We start from the raw sequence: 15,317 nt of genomic DNA, 5'->3' as shown, positions 1-15,317 counted from the left end.
ACCCGGCCGGCGGGCCGGAACCGCCCAGCCGGCAGCGGTGGTCGCCACACCGGCGTCCCCCGGCCGCCGTGTCGTCGGTCCGGCAGGGCAGGATGTACGGGGAGGGGGTGGCGCATGGCTGGGCGGATCCGGGACGAGGACATCGCACTGGTCCGGGAACGCACCTCGATCGGGGATGTGATCTCCGAGACCGTCACATTGAAGTCCGCCGGCGGCGGCAACCTCAAGGGTCTGTGTCCGTTCCACGACGAGAAGAGCCCGTCGTTCAACGTCTCGCCGGCCCGCAACGTCTGGTACTGCTTCGGCTGCGGGGCCGGCGGCGACGCGATCAAGTTCCTGATGGACGCCGACCACCTCAGCTTCGTCGAGTCCGTCGAGCGGCTGGCTGGCCGTGCCGGCATCCAACTGCGCTACATCGAGGACGACAAGGGCACCCCGCGCCCGCGCCCGCAGCAGGGCCAGCGGCAGCGCCTGGTCGCCGCGCACGCCGCGGCTGTCGAGTTCTACCGGGCGCAGCTCGGCACGGCGGGCGCCCGACCGGCCCGGGAGTTCCTGGCCAAGCGGGGTTTCGACCGGGCGGCTGCCGAGCGTTACGGCTGCGGGTTCGCGCCGGACGGCTGGGACCTGCTCACCAAGCACCTGCGCCAGCAGGGTTTCACCCATCAGGAGCTGGTCACGGCCGGGCTGTCCCGGGAGGCCCGTTCCGGCAGTCTGATCGACAGGTTCCGCCGTCGGCTGCTCTGGCCGATCCGCGACCTCGCCGGCGACGTGATCGGCTTCGGGGCGCGCAAGCTCTTCGACGACGACGACGGCCCGAAGTACCTGAACACCCCCGAGACGCCGATCTACAAGAAGTCACAGGTGCTCTACGGCGTCGACCAGGCCAAACGGGAGATCGCCAAGCAGGGGCGGGCGGTGATCGTCGAGGGTTACACCGACGTGATGGCCTGCCACCTGGCCGGCGTGACCACCGCTGTGGCGACCTGCGGCACCGCCTTCGCCGCGGACCACATCGCTGTGCTGCGCCGCCTCCTGTTCGACAGCGACGAGGTGGCCGGCGAGATCATCTTCACCTTCGACGGTGACGCCGCCGGCCAGAAGGCGGCACTGCGCGCCTTCGAGGACGACCAGCGTTTCGTCGGCCGCACGTTCATCGCCGTCAGCCCGGACAACATGGACCCGTGCGACCTGCGGCTGGCCAAGGGCGACCTGGCGGTACGGGACCTGGTCGCGCGCCGCGAGCCGCTCGTCGACTTCGCGCTGCGACACGTGATCGGCCGCTTCGACCTGGACACCGTCGACGGCCGGGTCGAGGCCATGCGCCACGCCGCGCCGCTGGTCGCGCGCCTCAAGGACCGGGAGAAGCGCCCGGAGTACGTCCGCAAGCTCGCCATGGACCTCGGCATGGAGATCGAGCCGGTGCAGCGGGCGGTGCTCGCCGCCGCCAACACCCCGCCGCCCGGCACCCGCGACGCCGCACCCGCCGCCCGCCCCGCGCCGGCCCGACCCGAGCCGGAGGTGGACAGCCCGCAGTCGATGGTCGAGCGGGAGGCGCTCAAGCTCGCCCTCCAACAGCCGGTCCTGGCCGGGCCGATGTTCGACGCGGTCGAGGCGTCGGAATACCGCCACCCCGTGCACATCGCGGTGCGTACCGCCATCGCGGCTGCCGGTGGTGCCGCGTCGGCGACCGGCGGCGCGGTCTGGATCGAGTCGGTCCGCGACGCCTGCGACGACCTGGCGGCGGCGGCGCTGGTCGGCGAGTTGGCGGTGGAGCCGCTGCGCATCGACGGGGAACCGGACCCACGCTACGTGTCGATCACCATGGCCCGGGTGCAGTTCGGCTCGGTGACCGCCCGGATCCGGGACCTCAAGTCGCGCATCCAGCGGATCAACCCGGTCAACAACAAGGACGAGTACTTCGCGGCCTTCGGTGAGCTGCTGTCCCTGGAGCAGCACGCCCGGGCGCTCCGCGAGCAGGCTGCGGGAGGCCTCTAGATGGGACTGTTCAGCCGCAAGCCGAAACTGCCACCGGCCGACCGGCCCCCGCTGGCCGCCGACGAGCGCGTGCTGGCCTGGGCGGCGGTCGGCAACGGCGAGGGCGACGGCGTGGTGGTCGCCACCAACCTCGGGCTGTGGCTGCCCGGGCGGGGGCACCGGCTCGGCTGGCACGACATCCTCAAGGCCGTCTGGTCCGGCCGGGAGTTGACAGTCACACCCGCCGAGACCGTCAGCGACCGCGACGGCTACACGGTGGTCGCCGACGGCCCGGCCGAGACGTACTTCCTCCTCGACCCGCGTGAGCTGCCGCACCAGGTGCGGGCGCGGGTGACCCGCTCCGTCGCGTACACCGAGCACCAGCCGGTGCCCGGCGGCGCGGCGCGGGTCGCGGCCCGTCGGACGGCCGGGGCCGACGGTCTGACCTGGACGGTCCGACTCGACCCCGGCACACCGGCGGACGACGAGACGGTGCTCGCCGAAACCGACCGCCTGGTCGGTGTGGCCCGCGCCGCGACCGCGCCCGCCGACCTCTGACCGGTCGGGTCAGTTCACCCCGAGGTCCTTCAGCGCCTTGTCGGCGCCCCGGTGCAGGGGCACCGGCAGGGTCCGGCGGGCCTTGTCCAGCGAGATCCCCTTTGCCGCCGGGTTGGCCTGCGCCAAGGCTTCGCGCTTGTCGAACACGGTCCGGGTGATCGCGCAGGCGACGTTGGCGTCCAGGTCCTTGCGCACCAACAACACGTTGGGTACGACGATCGTCGGGGTGTCGGCCGCCGTCTTGTACACGTCCCGCCCGATCGTGCCTTCCTGGTAGCCGGGGCTCAGCGAGGCCATCTTCGGCAGCAGCGGTGCCAGGTTGAGGAACGTCACCGTGTCGCCGGCCGTGGTGAACAGGTCGGTCAGGCCCCCGGTGGGCAGACCGCCCGACCAGAAGAACCCGTCGACACTGCCGTCCTTGATGCCCTCGACCGTCTTGGTCAGGTCGAGGCGCTGCGCCCGGATGTCCTTGGCCGGGTCGAGACCGGCGGCCTCCAGCAGCCGGTTGGCGATCACCTCCGTGCCGGACTTCGGTGAACCGGTGGAGATCCGCTTGCCGCGCATGCCGGCCACCGAGGTGATCCCGGAGTCGTTGCGGACCACCACCTGCGTGTAGTTGTCGTAGATGCGGGCCAGTGCCTGCACCGGCTGCGGCGCGGTGAAGCTGCCCTTGCCCTCGACCGCGTTCACAGCCGTGTCGAACAGCGAGAACGCCACGTCGTACTGGCCACCGACGAGCTGTTCGACGTTCTGCACCGAAGCGCCGGTCTCGGCGGCGGTGCCGGTGAGCTTGCCGCCGGTCGTCCCGGACAGTTGCCCGGCCAGGGCGTTGCCGACTGCGTAGTAGACGCCTGTCGCGTTGCCGGTGGCGATGCCGACGCGGGTCTCCCTGGTCACCTCGCAGGTGACCTCGCTGGCCGTGTCGTCGGTGGCCGCGCCGCCCTGCTGACCTCCGCAACCCGCGACGAGGGCGAGCACGCTCAGGCCCACCGCGAGCCGTACGTCGATTCGTCTCACAGTTTCTCCTCCACAGGGTCGGACGATGGTCGGCCGGCGGATCCGCGTCGGACGAGGACGCCGACCGCCGCCACGGCGGCCAGCGCCGTGCCGACGGCGACCGGCACGGGTTCGAGCCAGAGCAATGTGACGCCGGCGAGCGCGCCCAGCACCCGCTCCGGTACGCCGGCCGGGCCCACACCGGGCAGCCAGCCACCGGCGGCGACGGCGAGCACCGCGACGCTGAGCGCGGTGACCACTGCGGCGAACGCGATCCGCTGGACGCCGCCGATGCCGAGCAGACCCAGCCCGGCCGGCGTGATGACGAACGCGATCGGGGTCAGGTACGCCGGCAGCGCGTACCGCAGGGTCTGCCACATGGTCGGCACCAGCCGACCGCCGGTGACCGCTGCGGCGGCCACCGCGGCGAGCGCGGTCGGCGGCGACACCTCGGACAGGACCGCGAAGTAGAAGACGAACATCGCCGCGGCGGGCGCTGTCACGCCCAGGTCGAGCAGGGCCGGGCCGACGATCACCCAGCCGATCACGAACGAGGCGGTGACCGGCACGGCCAGACCCAGCAGGCTGAGCGCGACGGCGGCGAGCAGCGCGGTGAGCACCAGCACCAGTGTCGGGTCGGAGGTGGCCGCCTGCGCCCCGCCGATCAGCAGCGCCGCCGCCTGCGGCCCGAGACCGGTCTTCGTGGTGGTCGCCGCGATGATGCCGGCGGCGGCGCAGACCGCCGTCACCGCGAGCACACCGCGGACCCCGGTGACGAGCGCGGTCACCAGCCGGGCCGGGCTGAGCCGGCTTTTCGGGGCCAGAAACGACAGCGCGACGGCGAGGACGATGGCGAAGACGACAGCTTTCGTCGCGGAGACACCGACCGCCAGGAACACGATGATGGCGATCAGCGAGGCGAAGTGGTAGCCGAAGCGGGCCAGCAGACGCCACGGTGAGCCGACGTCGATAACGACCGGCCGCACACCGGAACGGCGCGCGTCGATCTCCACCGAGAGCAGGATGCCCAGGTAGTAGAGCACCGTGGGCACCGTCGCCCAGCCCAGCACCTGGAGGTACGAGACGCCGAGGTATTCAGCGATGATGAACGCCGCGGCGCCCAGGGTCGGCGGGGAGAGGATCGCACCCACCCCGGCCGCCGCCAACATGCCACCGGCCCGTTCCGGGGGATAGCCGGCGCGGCGCAGCAGCGGCCAGGTGACCGCGCCGATGCTCACCGTCGTCGCCGCCCCGGAGCCGGAGACCGTGCCGAGCAGGAAGCCGGAGGCCACCGCCGTGCGACCGGCGGCGGTACGCGAGCGGCGGAACGCGGCGGCCGACAACTCGACGAAGAACCGCCCGGCCCCGGACAGCTCCAGCACCGCACCGTAGATGGTGAACAGCACGATGTACGAGGCGGCCACGTCCAGGGGAGTGCCGTAGAAACCGCTGTCGGAGTTGTAGAACGCGTCCACCAGCTGGCTGAAGTCGAGGCCGGCGTGGGCGACCGGCCAGGACTGCGGCAGCAACCCGCCGTAGTAGCCGTAACCGAGGAACAGCAGGCAGACCGCCGGCAGGATCCACCCGGTGGTGCGCCGGCACGCCTCCAGCAGCAGAAGCAGCAGGACCGTGCCCAGCACCAGGTCCACCGGCGCCAGCAGGCCCTGCCGGTCGAGGAAGGCGTTGTAGCCGCCGCCACCCGTACCGATCGGGATCGGCAGGACGGGGTAGAGACACGCTGCCGCCGCCAGCGCGACCAGCACCCAGTCGGTGGCGGTCGGCCGCGCCCGGGTGCTGTCGCTGTCACGGTCGGGATTGCCGCGGTCGGTGCTGTCGCGATCGGGGTTGTCGCGGTCGGTGCTGTCACGCCGTCGCCGGGCGCGGAGGCGGGCCGGCAGCCGCAGGTCGGCCGGGTAGGCGAGAAAGACAAGAGGGAGTACGCCGGCCAGAAAGATGATCAGGTAATACTTGCTGCCCTGCGACAGCGGGCGGAACACCTGCCAGAGAGCCAGTGCGCCGACCGCCAGCGACACCCCGGTGAGGATCAGGCCGACCGGCCCGGTCAACACCCGACCCGGCTTCTCGTCCTCGAACTGGGCGGCGAGGTCGCGGGTGGCCCGTTCGGCGGCCGAGCTGGCTGTGCTCAGGTGGACCGCGCTGAGGTGTGGTGTGGTCGCTTCGCTGGGGTGTGGCGTGGTCGCTTCGCTGGGGTGCGGCGTGGTCGCTTCGCTCGGGTGTGGCCCCGTCGCCTTGTTGGCGCTCGGGCCAGGCCTGGAGGTGTCGTTGCCGGTCGGGTCGGGCTTGGACGCTCCGTTGCCGGTCGGGTCGGGCCTGGACGTGTCGTTCCCGCTCTGGTCCGGCTCGGTCGGGCCGGTGGCCGGTTGGGTCGGGTGGTCGCCGTCGGGCTCGGGTGCCGGGCGCGGTCGGGGTGCCGCACGGTCGGTGCTGGCCGTGGGCTCGCCGGCGGGAGAGTTGGCTGGTCGGGCAGGGGGCGACGAACCATCGGGCGTACTGATGGGCGACACGAAGGGACGATACACGTCGATCGGTCGGTGAGTGGAGCATCGATCGGCGTTTCGGCGGGAAGGGTCGGCCGTGGCGCGGCGGTGGTCCCGCGGGGGTGGTGCGGACGGCCGGTCGCGGCGGATATTTGCGTGGAGGGCTGTCGGACCCGGCGGTTAGGGTCGGGCGGTGACTTTGGGGCGACCACTGATTCAGGCTCGCGGGCTGGTGAAGCGGTTCGGTGACTTCACCGCAGTGGACGGCATCGACGTCGAGGTCCGCTCGGGTGAGGCGTTCGGTTTCCTCGGGCCCAACGGCGCCGGCAAGTCCTCCACCATGCGGATGGTCGGCTGCATCTCCCCGCCGAGCGCCGGCGAGCTGCGCATTCTCGACCTCGACCCGGTGGCCGACGGGCCGGCGATCCGGGCGCGTCTCGGTGTGTGCCCCCAGCTGGACAATCTCGATCCGGAGTTGACCGTCCGGGAAAACCTGACCGTCTACGCCCGCTACTTCGGCATCTCCCGCCGGGCCGCCCGGGCGCGCGCGGCCGAGCTGCTCGACTTCGTCCAGCTCACCGAGCGGGCCGACAGCAAGGTCGAGCCGCTGTCCGGCGGCATGAAGCGTCGGTTGACCATCGCGCGCGCCCTGGTCAACGACCCGGAGATCGTGCTGTTGGACGAGCCGACCACCGGGCTCGACCCGCAGGCCCGACACCTGGTGTGGGAGCGGCTGTTCCGGCTCAAGCAGCAGGGCGTCACGCTGGTGCTCACCACGCACTACATGGACGAGGCCGAGCAGCTCTGCGACCGCCTCGTGGTGATGGACGGCGGGCGGATCGTCGCGGAGGGCTCGCCCCGCGCCCTGATCGAGCAGCACTCCACCCGTGAGGTGGTCGAGCTGCGCTTCGCCGCCGAGTCCCAGGAGCCGTTCGCGGGCAAGCTCGCCGGGCTGGGGGAGCGGGTCGAGGTGCTGCCCGACCGGATCCTGCTCTACGTGCCGGACGGCGACGCGGCGGTCGCCGAGGTCACCGCGTTGGGGCTCAACCCGGCCAACGTGCTGGTCCGGCGCAGCGGCCTGGAGGACGTCTTCCTGCACCTGACCGGCCGCACCCTCGTCGACTGACCGGCCACCACTGTCTTTGATCTTGCGCGTACCATCGGCCGGCCAAGGCAGGCTTCCAACCACGGGGGTGTCATGTCCGATCTGCTGACCGCCAACCGACGTCAGGCCGGGCTCACCGCCCTCTACCTGGGCATCTTCGCGATGGTCTGGTTCAGTGTGCCGGCGGCCGGGCAACCACTGCGGGCCCTGCTCGTGGTGGGCAGCATCGCCGCACTGCTCACCGCCGTGCTGGGCGGTGTGCTGTCCGCCCGACTCCGGGGGGCCGGCAGCCCTCGGGACCGGGCAGCCGACCGCCCGTACCTGCTCATCGTCGTCGCCGAGTTCGCCGCCGCCGGGCTGGGTGCCGCCGTGCTGATCGCCGCCGGCCGGTCCGAGTACGTGCCGGTGCTGGTCTGCCTGGTGGTCGGTCTGCACTTCTTCCCGCTCGCCCCGCTCCTGCGGGATCCACTGCTTCGTCCCCTCGGCGGCGCACTGTGCCTGGTCGCCGCGGCGGGGCTCGTCACCGGTCTCGCCTCGACGGTCTCCGCCGGCCTGGTGGTCGGCGTCGGCGCGGGACTGCTGCTGCTCGGTTACGCCGTGCAGGCACTGGTCCGCGCGTACCGACCGGCCTGACCAACTGCACACGCACCGCTTCAACGGGCTCGGGCCCAGGTGATGAATCGGTCGCTCAGCCGGTCGTGACCGGCGAGGTCCCCGGCCGCCTCGCAGAACAACGTCGCGAGGTAGACGAGCAGCGCGACCCGGTCCTCCCGGTACTCGCCGAGCAGCGACAGGCGAGCCGGCGAGCAGGGCCACGCCGCGCCGCAGACCCGGCAGCGCCAGGACGGGCGCGCCGCCACGTGTGGACGGTACCGGGGCATCAGTGGCCACCACCGTCATCTGCCGACCAGGTGCGTCTGCCATGAGCCGACCAGGTGCGTCGCACGAAGGAACCTCCAACGGGTGGGTGGGAGCGCCCCGGATCGGGGGTAGCAGGACGCTCCCGGCCTGGTTCCGCCCGCCGTCCGATCCCGTGAGCGGTTCCGCTGCGTGACAGTCTGGTGAGGACCCGACTACGGTGGGAGGTTCCGCACGCCGACGACCAGGGCGTACGGCGACCGGCCCAGCACGGTACGAAGATGTACGGGGGTTGTCCGTGGAAAGCTCGTCCATGCTGGAGCACTTCGCCGAGGAGCTGCGGCTGGCTCGCGCCAGCACTGGGATGTCGCAGGCGGCGCTGGCCGAGGCGTTGAGCTATTCCGGGGCGCTGGTCGCCAAGGTGGAGACATCCGAGCGCCGGCCGAGTCTGGACTTCGCGCGCCGGTGTGACGCCGTGTTCCAGGCTGACGGACGATTCGAGCGCATCCAACGGCGGATCAGCCGGGAAGCCGTGGTGCCGTGGTTCCGCGACTGGGCCGGCATCGAACAGGAGACCACAGCGCTGCGGTGGTTCGAGCCGCTCTGCGTGCCTGGTCTGTTGCAGACCGAGGGCTACGCGCGTGCACTACTGACCGGCGGCGGGCTGTTCGCGTCGGACGAGATCGAGCAACAGGTGACGACAAGGTTGGACCGGCAGGCGCTGCTCACGCGTGACCGGCCACCGCTTCTCACGGCCGTGATCGACGAGCACGTGCTGCGCCGAACCGTCGGAGGGCCGGAGATCATGCGCGAGCAGACTCGGCACCTGGTGAAACTTGGATCGGCGTTCCCCCGGGTCCGAATCCAGGTGGTGCCAACCTCTGCCGGTGCTTACGTCGGGCTCGGAGGGCCCTTCGTGATCGCTAGTTCGACACAGGGGGAGGACCTTGTCTACCTTGCCGGCCAGCGGCACGGTCAGGTCATCGACCGATCGGACTACGTGCGGCAGATGGTCGAGGTGTGGGAGTCGATCCGTGGTGAGGCACTATCGCACGGGCAGTCCCTCGATCTCATGGTGGAAGTGGCGGAGACATGGATGTGACCGGTGCCCGGTGGCGCAAGAGCACTCGTAGTGGCCCGGACGGCGGCAACTGTGTGGAGGTTGCCGACAACCTGTCTGGGCTGGTGGCCGTCCGCGACTCCAAGGACCCGGCCGGGCCGGTGCTCGTCTTCACGCCCGACGCGTGGCGCACGTTCGTCGGGTCCGACCCGGTTCGCTCGGCATGATCGACTCCAGGTCGGCGATATAGAGGTGTCCCGGCGTGGCGATACCGCCACATCGCCGATGTGGAGTGGGTCTTGCCGATCGGGGTGTCCGGGCGTGGCGATACCGCCACATCGCCGTTGTGGAATGGGTCGTCGTGGCGGTTGGGGTGTCCGGGCGTGGCGATACCGCCACATCGCCGTTGTGGAATGGGTCGTCGTGGCGGGTGGGGTGTCCGGGCGCGGCGATGCGGCAATGTCGCCGATGTGGCGTGGGTCGTCGTGGCGGGTGGGGTGTCCGGGCGCGGCGATGCGGCAATGTCGCCGATGTGGCGTGGATCGTCGCGCCGATTCGGCATGTCCCGGCGCGGCAAGGCTGCCGCGTTGCGTCAGTCCGTTGATCGACTCGGACTTTTGAAGAACGGGGCATCCAGTCGCGACTGATACCCCGACGTCCTGCAACCCGAGTCGATTAAGGCGCGGGCGCGTCGACTGAGGCGGCGGGCGCGCCGATCAAGGTGGCGGGCGAGTCGACCGAGGTTGGTGCGTCGGTCGAGGCCGGCGAAACCCGAGCGACACGTCGACTGCGTCGCCGTAGGGTGACCGACGGTCTGTCGTACCCCCGGGGTAGACAGGTCGTGGTGCCGACGCGGTGGGCGGGGTGGTCGTGTGAGTGTGGCGGGGTCGGCGCGGTTCCCCTGGGTGCCGGCGTATTCGGTGTTCGAGCACTACCTGGTCGGTCTGCGGCGCACCTGGCGGGCGGGGGTGTTCTCCTCGTTCCTGTTGCCGGTGCTGACGGTGCTCGGCTTCGGGTTCGGCGTGGGGGCCTACATCGACCAGGGCGTCGGCGGAGTGCGTTACCTCGACTGGTTGGTGCCCGGTCTGATCGCCTCGACCGCGCTCCAGGTGACCGTCGGTGACTCCACCTGGCCGGTGTTCAGCAACTTCCAGTGGGTCAAGACCTACTTCTCGCAGGCCGCCTCACCGCTGCGGGTGGGCGACATCGTGGCCGGGCACCTCGCCTTCGTGCTGTTCCGGGTGCTCACCACGATCGCGGCGTTCCTGCTGGTCACCGGGCTGTTCGGAGCGTTGCGGTCGCCGTGGGCGGTGGCCACCCTGCCGGTGGTCGCGTTGCTCGGGCTGGCCGTCGCCGCGCCGACCTTCGCGTACGCGGCGTCGGTGTCGAGCGACAGCTGGCTCGCGATGCTGTTCCGGTTCGCGGTCATCCCGATGACGCTCTTCGCCGGGGTGTTCTTCCCGGTCGAGTCGTTGCCTGACGCGCTGCGGTGGCTGGCGTACGTCACGCCGTTGTGGCACGCCGTGGACCTGTGCCGCGCGGCCACGTTGGGTGTCGCCCCGCAGTGGTCGATCGTCGGGCACGTGCTCTACCTGGGTGCCTGGGCCGCCGCCGGTTGGTTGTTGGCGGTGCGCGCGTTCCGTCGCAAGCTCGTCGTCTAGGAAGGTTTGTCGTGGTCACGCTGATCCTGCCCCGGCTGGTCGACGTCTCCGCTGCGTCCCGGCGGTCGGCGTCGGTGGTCGAGCGCAACGTCGCGGCGCTGAAGTCGGTCTACTGGCTGCTGCTGCTCTCCGGCTTCGTGGAGCCGCTGCTCTACCTGCTCTCCATCGGGGTGGGCGTCGGCGCGCTGGTCGGCGATCTGCCGCTGCCCGATGGGCGGCTGGTCTCGTACGCCGCGTTCGTGGCCCCGGCGATGCTCGCCTCCTCGGCGATGACCGGCGCGCTCGCGGAGACCACGTTCAACTTCTTCGGCAAGATGAAATACATGAAGCTGTACGACGGGATGATCGCCACCCCCGTACGGCCGTTCGAGATCGCTGTCGGCGAGCTGGGTTGGGCGATGCTGCGGGGCAGCGCCTACTCGGCCGCGTTCCTCGGGGTGATGGTCGCTCTGGATCTGACCAGCGTGCCCCGGGCGCTGACCGCCCTGCCGGCGGCGGTGCTGGTCGGGTTCGCGTTCGGGGCGCTCGGCATGGCGATCTCCACGCTCATGCGGAGCTGGCAGGATTTCGACCTGGTCGGCTCCGCCCAGTTCACTCTCTTTCTGTTCTCCGGCACCTTCGTGCCGGCGCAGGCCTACCCGACGGTGCTGCGCTGGCTGGTCGAGATCACTCCGCTCTACCGGTCGGTTCACCTGATCCGTGGGGTCACGTTGGGCAGCGGCGGGTGGCTCTGGCTGCTCGACGTGCTCTACCTGCTGGTGGTGATGACGGTCGGTCTGCTGGTGGCCTCGCGCCGGATGGGCAGGTTGCTCTACCGGTAGGGGTTACGGGCGACCGTCGACGGGGCATGTCCGGAGGTGACACCGCCGACGATGAGGAGGGGCGATGGCCTCGAACGAGTCTTCCGCCCAGCGGGAGCAGGAGCGTGCTCCCGCCAGCGCGCCGGTTGGTCCGGACGCGGGCCCGGACAGCCCCACCGATCTGCCCGGCAGTGGGTGGAAGGCGGCCCTACGGCGGACGATCAGCGAGTTCCAGGACGACAGCCTGACCGACTGGGCGGCGGCGCTCACCTACTACGGGGTGCTGTCCATCTTCCCCGGCGTGTTGGTGCTGATCTCGATCCTCGGCCTGCTCGGCGAGAGCGCCACCCAAGGCGTCACGGACACTGTCAACCAGGCGGTGCCCGAAGACAGCATCCGGAAGATCATCACCGACGCGATCGGTGCCGCTGACAACGGTGGTCTGGCCAGCATCGCCGCGATCATCGGTCTGGTGGCCGCGTTCTGGTCCGCCTCCGGCTACGTCGGAGCGTTCATGCGTGCGTCGAACACGATCTACGACGTGCCGGAGGGGCGGCCGATCTGGAAGACGCTGCCGATCCGGCTCGGCGTGACGGCGGTGATCGGTGTGCTGCTGCTGGCCAGCGCGGTGATCGTGGTGTTCACCGGTCGCCTGGCCGAGTCGGTCGGCGACGTGATCGGGGTCGGCTCGACGGCGGTCGCGGTGTGGGACATCGCCAAGTGGCCGGTGCTGCTGGTCCTGGTCAGTCTGATGTTCGCGATCCTCTACTGGGCCTCGCCGAACGCCCGCCACGGTGGTTTCCGCTGGGTCAGCCCCGGCGGTGTGCTGGCCGTGGTGATCTGGCTGGTGATCTCCGGGTTGTTCGCCTTCTACGTGAGCAACTTCAGTTCGTACGACAAGACGTACGGGACGCTGGCCGGCGTGATCATCTTCCTGGTCTGGCTCTGGCTCAGCAACATCGCGATCCTGCTGGGCGCCGAGTTCGACGCGGAATTGGAGCGCGGCCGTGCCATCGCGGCGGGCCACGCAGCGGACGACGAGCCGTACGTCGAGCTGCGCGACGACCGCAAACTCCGCAAGAAGCGCAACCAGCGGGGTTCGGCCGACTGAGACGACGCGTCAGTGGCTACCGGGCCCGTTCTGGACCCGATAGCCACTGACGCTTGCAATTGTGGAGCCGACCGTCAACTGCAGGCTGTGGTGAGGCACCAGCCGTTGAGGGTGACTTCCTGGAGGTCGTTCACCTTGTGCCAACCGGGGTAGTATTTGTTGCCCACGCTGTCGTAGTAAATGTATCCGCTGGGCACCTGGAAACCGTCGGTGTCGCGGAATTCGTAGTAATACGACGAGTCAGATGCACTGCCCTGGCCGGCCGGCAACCACATCGTTTTGCTGTTGGTCGGCCAGTTGCCCGAAAGCTTCACGGATCGGCCCAGCCGGTTCTTTACCTCACCGCAGAAGATGCCGGCGGTGCAGTTGCCGAGCGGGGCGAAGTCCGAGCCAGCGGTGTTGGAAGCAGCCTGCTGGACGGGCGCGGCGACCGTTGCCGCGACGGCGGAGCCCGTCGAAGCTGGTGCCGCCTGAGCCGCCGATGGCACCAGGAATGCGAAGAACGTCGCTGCGGACACGGCCGCGATAAATCGCGTCGGTCGATTCATTGGGGTCCTTCCCGTCAGGGTTTTCGGGCACGACAGAACGACGTTTCATCGCGAATGTAGGATTGCGGTGCGCGACTCGCCCCCGTGGCTGTCGATGTCTGAGGACGCTATCGGTGACGTAGACGACTGTCAACGTCCTTTGCAATTGTTGTGGTCCTGGACACGAGCTGTTCAGCGTGCTCTCCGCTGGCGTATTCGCTGCTTGAGCAGGGTTGGCGCCGACGCCGCGAGGCCGCCCGGAACCACTGCGGTTCCGCCCGACCTGACCCCACCGGTTTCGCCCCCACCCCGCGCGCCCCACCCCACGCGCCCCACCCCACGCGCCCCACCCCGCGCGCCCCACCCCACACGCCCCGCGCCCCACGCCAAGATCCGCGCCCCGCGCCAAGATCCGCGCCCCGCGCCCCGCGCCCCGCGCCCCGCGCCCCGCGCCCCACGCCCCGCGCCCCGCGCCAAGATCCGCGCAACTTCGGTGAAAGTGCTGCCTCGGCATGCGATGAGCCAGCACTTTCCCTGATGTTGCGCGGATCTTGGAGGGGTGAGGGGGTGCGGGACGGTCAGCTTCCGCGTGGAGGGGTGTTCCGGCCCCAAGATGGCGCAAGAACCAGGGTGTAGTGGTGTCGGTGCGTCGCTGAGGCCCTACTTCCTGGTTCGTGCACGATCCGGCGCGAGGCGCGAGGCGCGAGGCGCGAGGCGCGGGGCGCGGGGCGCGGGGCGCGGGGCGCGAGGCGCGAGGCGCGAGGCGCGAGGCAACGGGAGTGATGGCACACCGTCGCCGGTGCATCCTCCGCAGGCACGACCAAAACTTCTGTCCGTTTGAGCAAAAGTTAGCGCCGGAACAGCCGAAGCTCTGGACAGGTGATGCGAGCGCTTCTACTGTGTCGGACACAACACATCGGCATTGCGTCGATGTGAACGATGCCAATGCAGAGGCGGCTTTCGGTGCGAACGGTCGACCCCCTACACGTGCGACTGTTGCGGTTGCTCCGCGACGAGGGAGCCGTGTCGCGGGCCGAACTGGGCGACCGGCTCCAGATGCCGCGCCCTCGCATGCTGGCCGAACTCGATCGCCTGGTCGCCCTGGGTTACGTCGCCGAGGCCGGGCTCGCTGCCTCCCGGGGTGGGCGTCGCTCGACGCTGGTCGAGCTGAACCCGAAGCTGCGCTTCGCCGCCGTCGACCTCGGTGCCAGCTCGATGGACATCGAGGTGGTCAACGGCCGCCTCGAACCGGTGGCCCACTACGGCGAGGCCGCCGACATCCGTAACGGTCCGAAGGTGACCCTGCAACGGGTCAACGAGCTGCTGCACAAGGCCCGGGTCGACGGGGCGTACGAGCGGCTGGACGCGGTAGGCATCGGCGTACCCGGCCCGGTCAGTTTCCGCGACGGCGTCCCGGTCTCGCCGCCGATCATGCCGGGCTGGGACCGGTACCCGGTGCGTGAGCTGCTCAGCCGGGAGCACGGCTGCCCGGCGGTGGTCGACAACGACGTCAACATCATGGCGATCGGTGAGCGGCACGGTGGGGTCGCCCACTCGGTGGACGACTTCCTCTTCGTGAAGATCGGCACCGGCATCGGGTGCGGCATCTACCTCACCGGCGAGGTCTACCGGGGCACCGACGGCTGCGCCGGCGACATCGGCCACATCCAGGTCGACTCGCACGGTCCGATGTGTTCGTGCGGCAACATCGGCTGCCTGGAGGCGCTGTTCAGCGGTGCCGCGTTGGCCAAGGACGCCACCGCCGCGGCCCGAAGTGGGGCGTCGCCGGCGCTGGCCGAGCGGATGTCCCTGCGCGGTGTGGTGACCGCCCTCGACGTCGCCGAGGGTGCCGTCGAGGGGGACGTGACCTGCATCCAGCTGATCCGTGACGGCGGACGGCGGGTCGGCGGCGTGCTCGCCGGCCTGGTCAGCTTCACCAATCCGTCGATGATCGTGATCGGCGGCGGGCTCGCCCAGCTCGGGCACATCCTGCTCGCCGAGATCCGCAGCGTGGTCTACCGCCGTTCGCTGCCGTTGGCCACCGGCAACCTGCCCGTCGTGCTGTCCGAGCTCGGTGGCCGAGCCGGCGTCGCCGGAGCGGCAGTGCTGGCGAGCGACGTCGCCTTCGCGGAAGCCGCATGAAGTTGACCGAGATCCTGTCGTGAGCGA

General features: G+C 70.4%; 13 protein-coding genes and 1 pseudogene. 10 read left to right on the top strand and 4 right to left on the bottom strand.

The window, feature by feature from the left end; translation table 11 throughout:
* Nucleotides 1-92: 92 nt before the first annotated feature.
* Nucleotides 93-1,995, top strand: a pseudogene (gene dnaG, locus O7631_RS31125) (DNA primase).
* Complete coding sequence (locus O7631_RS31120) at nucleotides 1,996-2,532, top strand: hypothetical protein (protein WP_269682813.1); 537 nt, start codon at nucleotides 1,996-1,998, stop codon at nucleotides 2,530-2,532.
* 9 nt (nucleotides 2,533-2,541) lie between these two features.
* Here the strand turns inward: O7631_RS31120 and O7631_RS31115 are convergent, their stop codons facing one another.
* Together O7631_RS31115 and O7631_RS31110 are read right to left on the bottom strand one after the other, a co-directional pair.
* On the bottom strand, nucleotides 2,542-3,549 hold the full coding sequence (locus tag O7631_RS31115; RefSeq protein ID WP_278147516.1) for a TAXI family TRAP transporter solute-binding subunit: 1,008 nt from the start codon (nucleotides 3,547-3,549) through the stop codon (nucleotides 2,542-2,544).
* Nucleotides 3,546-6,053 (bottom strand): TRAP transporter fused permease subunit, encoded by a 2,508-nt coding sequence (locus O7631_RS31110; protein WP_278147515.1) that lies wholly within the window; start codon nucleotides 6,051-6,053, stop codon nucleotides 3,546-3,548. Before O7631_RS31110 ends, O7631_RS31115 begins: the two co-directional genes overlap by 4 nt.
* Before the next feature lie 166 nt (nucleotides 6,054-6,219).
* On the opposite strand from O7631_RS31110, the gene O7631_RS31105 reads away from it, so the two are divergent.
* A complete protein-coding gene (locus tag O7631_RS31105) occupies nucleotides 6,220-7,152 on the top strand; it encodes an ATP-binding cassette domain-containing protein (RefSeq protein ID WP_278147514.1) in 933 nt (310 codons plus the stop codon).
* A 72-nt stretch (nucleotides 7,153-7,224) separates the two neighbouring features.
* Nucleotides 7,225-7,764: a hypothetical protein gene (locus tag O7631_RS31100; protein WP_278147513.1), complete on the top strand. Its 540-nt coding sequence runs from the start codon at nucleotides 7,225-7,227 to the stop codon at nucleotides 7,762-7,764.
* Between the two features lie 20 nt (nucleotides 7,765-7,784).
* Here the strand turns inward: O7631_RS31100 and O7631_RS31095 are convergent, their stop codons facing one another.
* Nucleotides 7,785-7,991, bottom strand: coding sequence for a flavin reductase (locus tag O7631_RS31095; protein ID WP_278147512.1), 207 nt, complete (start codon nucleotides 7,989-7,991; stop codon nucleotides 7,785-7,787).
* 296 nt (nucleotides 7,992-8,287) lie between these two features.
* Between O7631_RS31095 and O7631_RS31090 the strand changes: the two genes are divergently transcribed.
* The 5 genes from O7631_RS31090 (at nucleotide 8,288) to O7631_RS31070 (ending at nucleotide 12,621) form a co-directional block, all read left to right on the top strand.
* Nucleotides 8,288-9,091 carry a helix-turn-helix transcriptional regulator gene (locus O7631_RS31090; RefSeq protein WP_278147511.1) on the top strand — a complete coding sequence of 268 codons (804 nt, stop codon included), beginning with the start codon at nucleotides 8,288-8,290 and terminating at the stop codon, nucleotides 9,089-9,091.
* The gene (locus tag O7631_RS31085; protein WP_278147510.1) at nucleotides 9,082-9,276 is read left to right on the top strand and encodes a DUF397 domain-containing protein; all 195 of its coding nucleotides are present in this window, start codon (nucleotides 9,082-9,084) and stop codon (nucleotides 9,274-9,276) included. The genes O7631_RS31090 and O7631_RS31085 overlap by 10 nt, the downstream gene beginning before the upstream one ends.
* Nucleotides 9,277-9,921: 645 nt before the next feature.
* Nucleotides 9,922-10,710 (top strand): ABC transporter permease, encoded by a 789-nt coding sequence (locus O7631_RS31080; RefSeq protein WP_278147509.1) that lies wholly within the window; start codon nucleotides 9,922-9,924, stop codon nucleotides 10,708-10,710.
* 11 nt (nucleotides 10,711-10,721) lie between these two features.
* Nucleotides 10,722-11,531: an ABC transporter permease gene (locus tag O7631_RS31075; RefSeq protein ID WP_278147508.1), complete on the top strand. Its 810-nt coding sequence runs from the start codon at nucleotides 10,722-10,724 to the stop codon at nucleotides 11,529-11,531.
* 64 nt (nucleotides 11,532-11,595) lie between these two features.
* Nucleotides 11,596-12,621, top strand: coding sequence for a YihY/virulence factor BrkB family protein (locus tag O7631_RS31070; protein WP_278147507.1), 1,026 nt, complete (start codon nucleotides 11,596-11,598; stop codon nucleotides 12,619-12,621).
* Nucleotides 12,622-12,695: 74 nt separating this feature from the next.
* Here O7631_RS31070 and O7631_RS31065 read toward each other — a convergent pair whose 3' ends face one another.
* Entirely contained in the window at nucleotides 12,696-13,169 is a 474-nt protein-coding gene (locus O7631_RS31065; protein WP_278147506.1) for a hypothetical protein, read from the bottom strand.
* A 942-nt stretch (nucleotides 13,170-14,111) separates the two neighbouring features.
* Between O7631_RS31065 and O7631_RS31060 the strand changes: the two genes are divergently transcribed.
* Nucleotides 14,112-15,290: an ROK family protein gene (locus O7631_RS31060; RefSeq protein ID WP_145779462.1), complete on the top strand. Its 1,179-nt coding sequence runs from the start codon at nucleotides 14,112-14,114 to the stop codon at nucleotides 15,288-15,290.
* Nucleotides 15,291-15,317 lie beyond the last annotated feature (27 nt).

This window comes from Micromonospora sp. WMMD967 (assembly GCF_029626165.1).
Taxonomy (GTDB): Bacteria; Actinomycetota; Actinomycetes; order Mycobacteriales; family Micromonosporaceae; genus Micromonospora; species Micromonospora taraxaci.
This window is presented reverse-complemented; position numbering and strand designations above follow the sequence as displayed.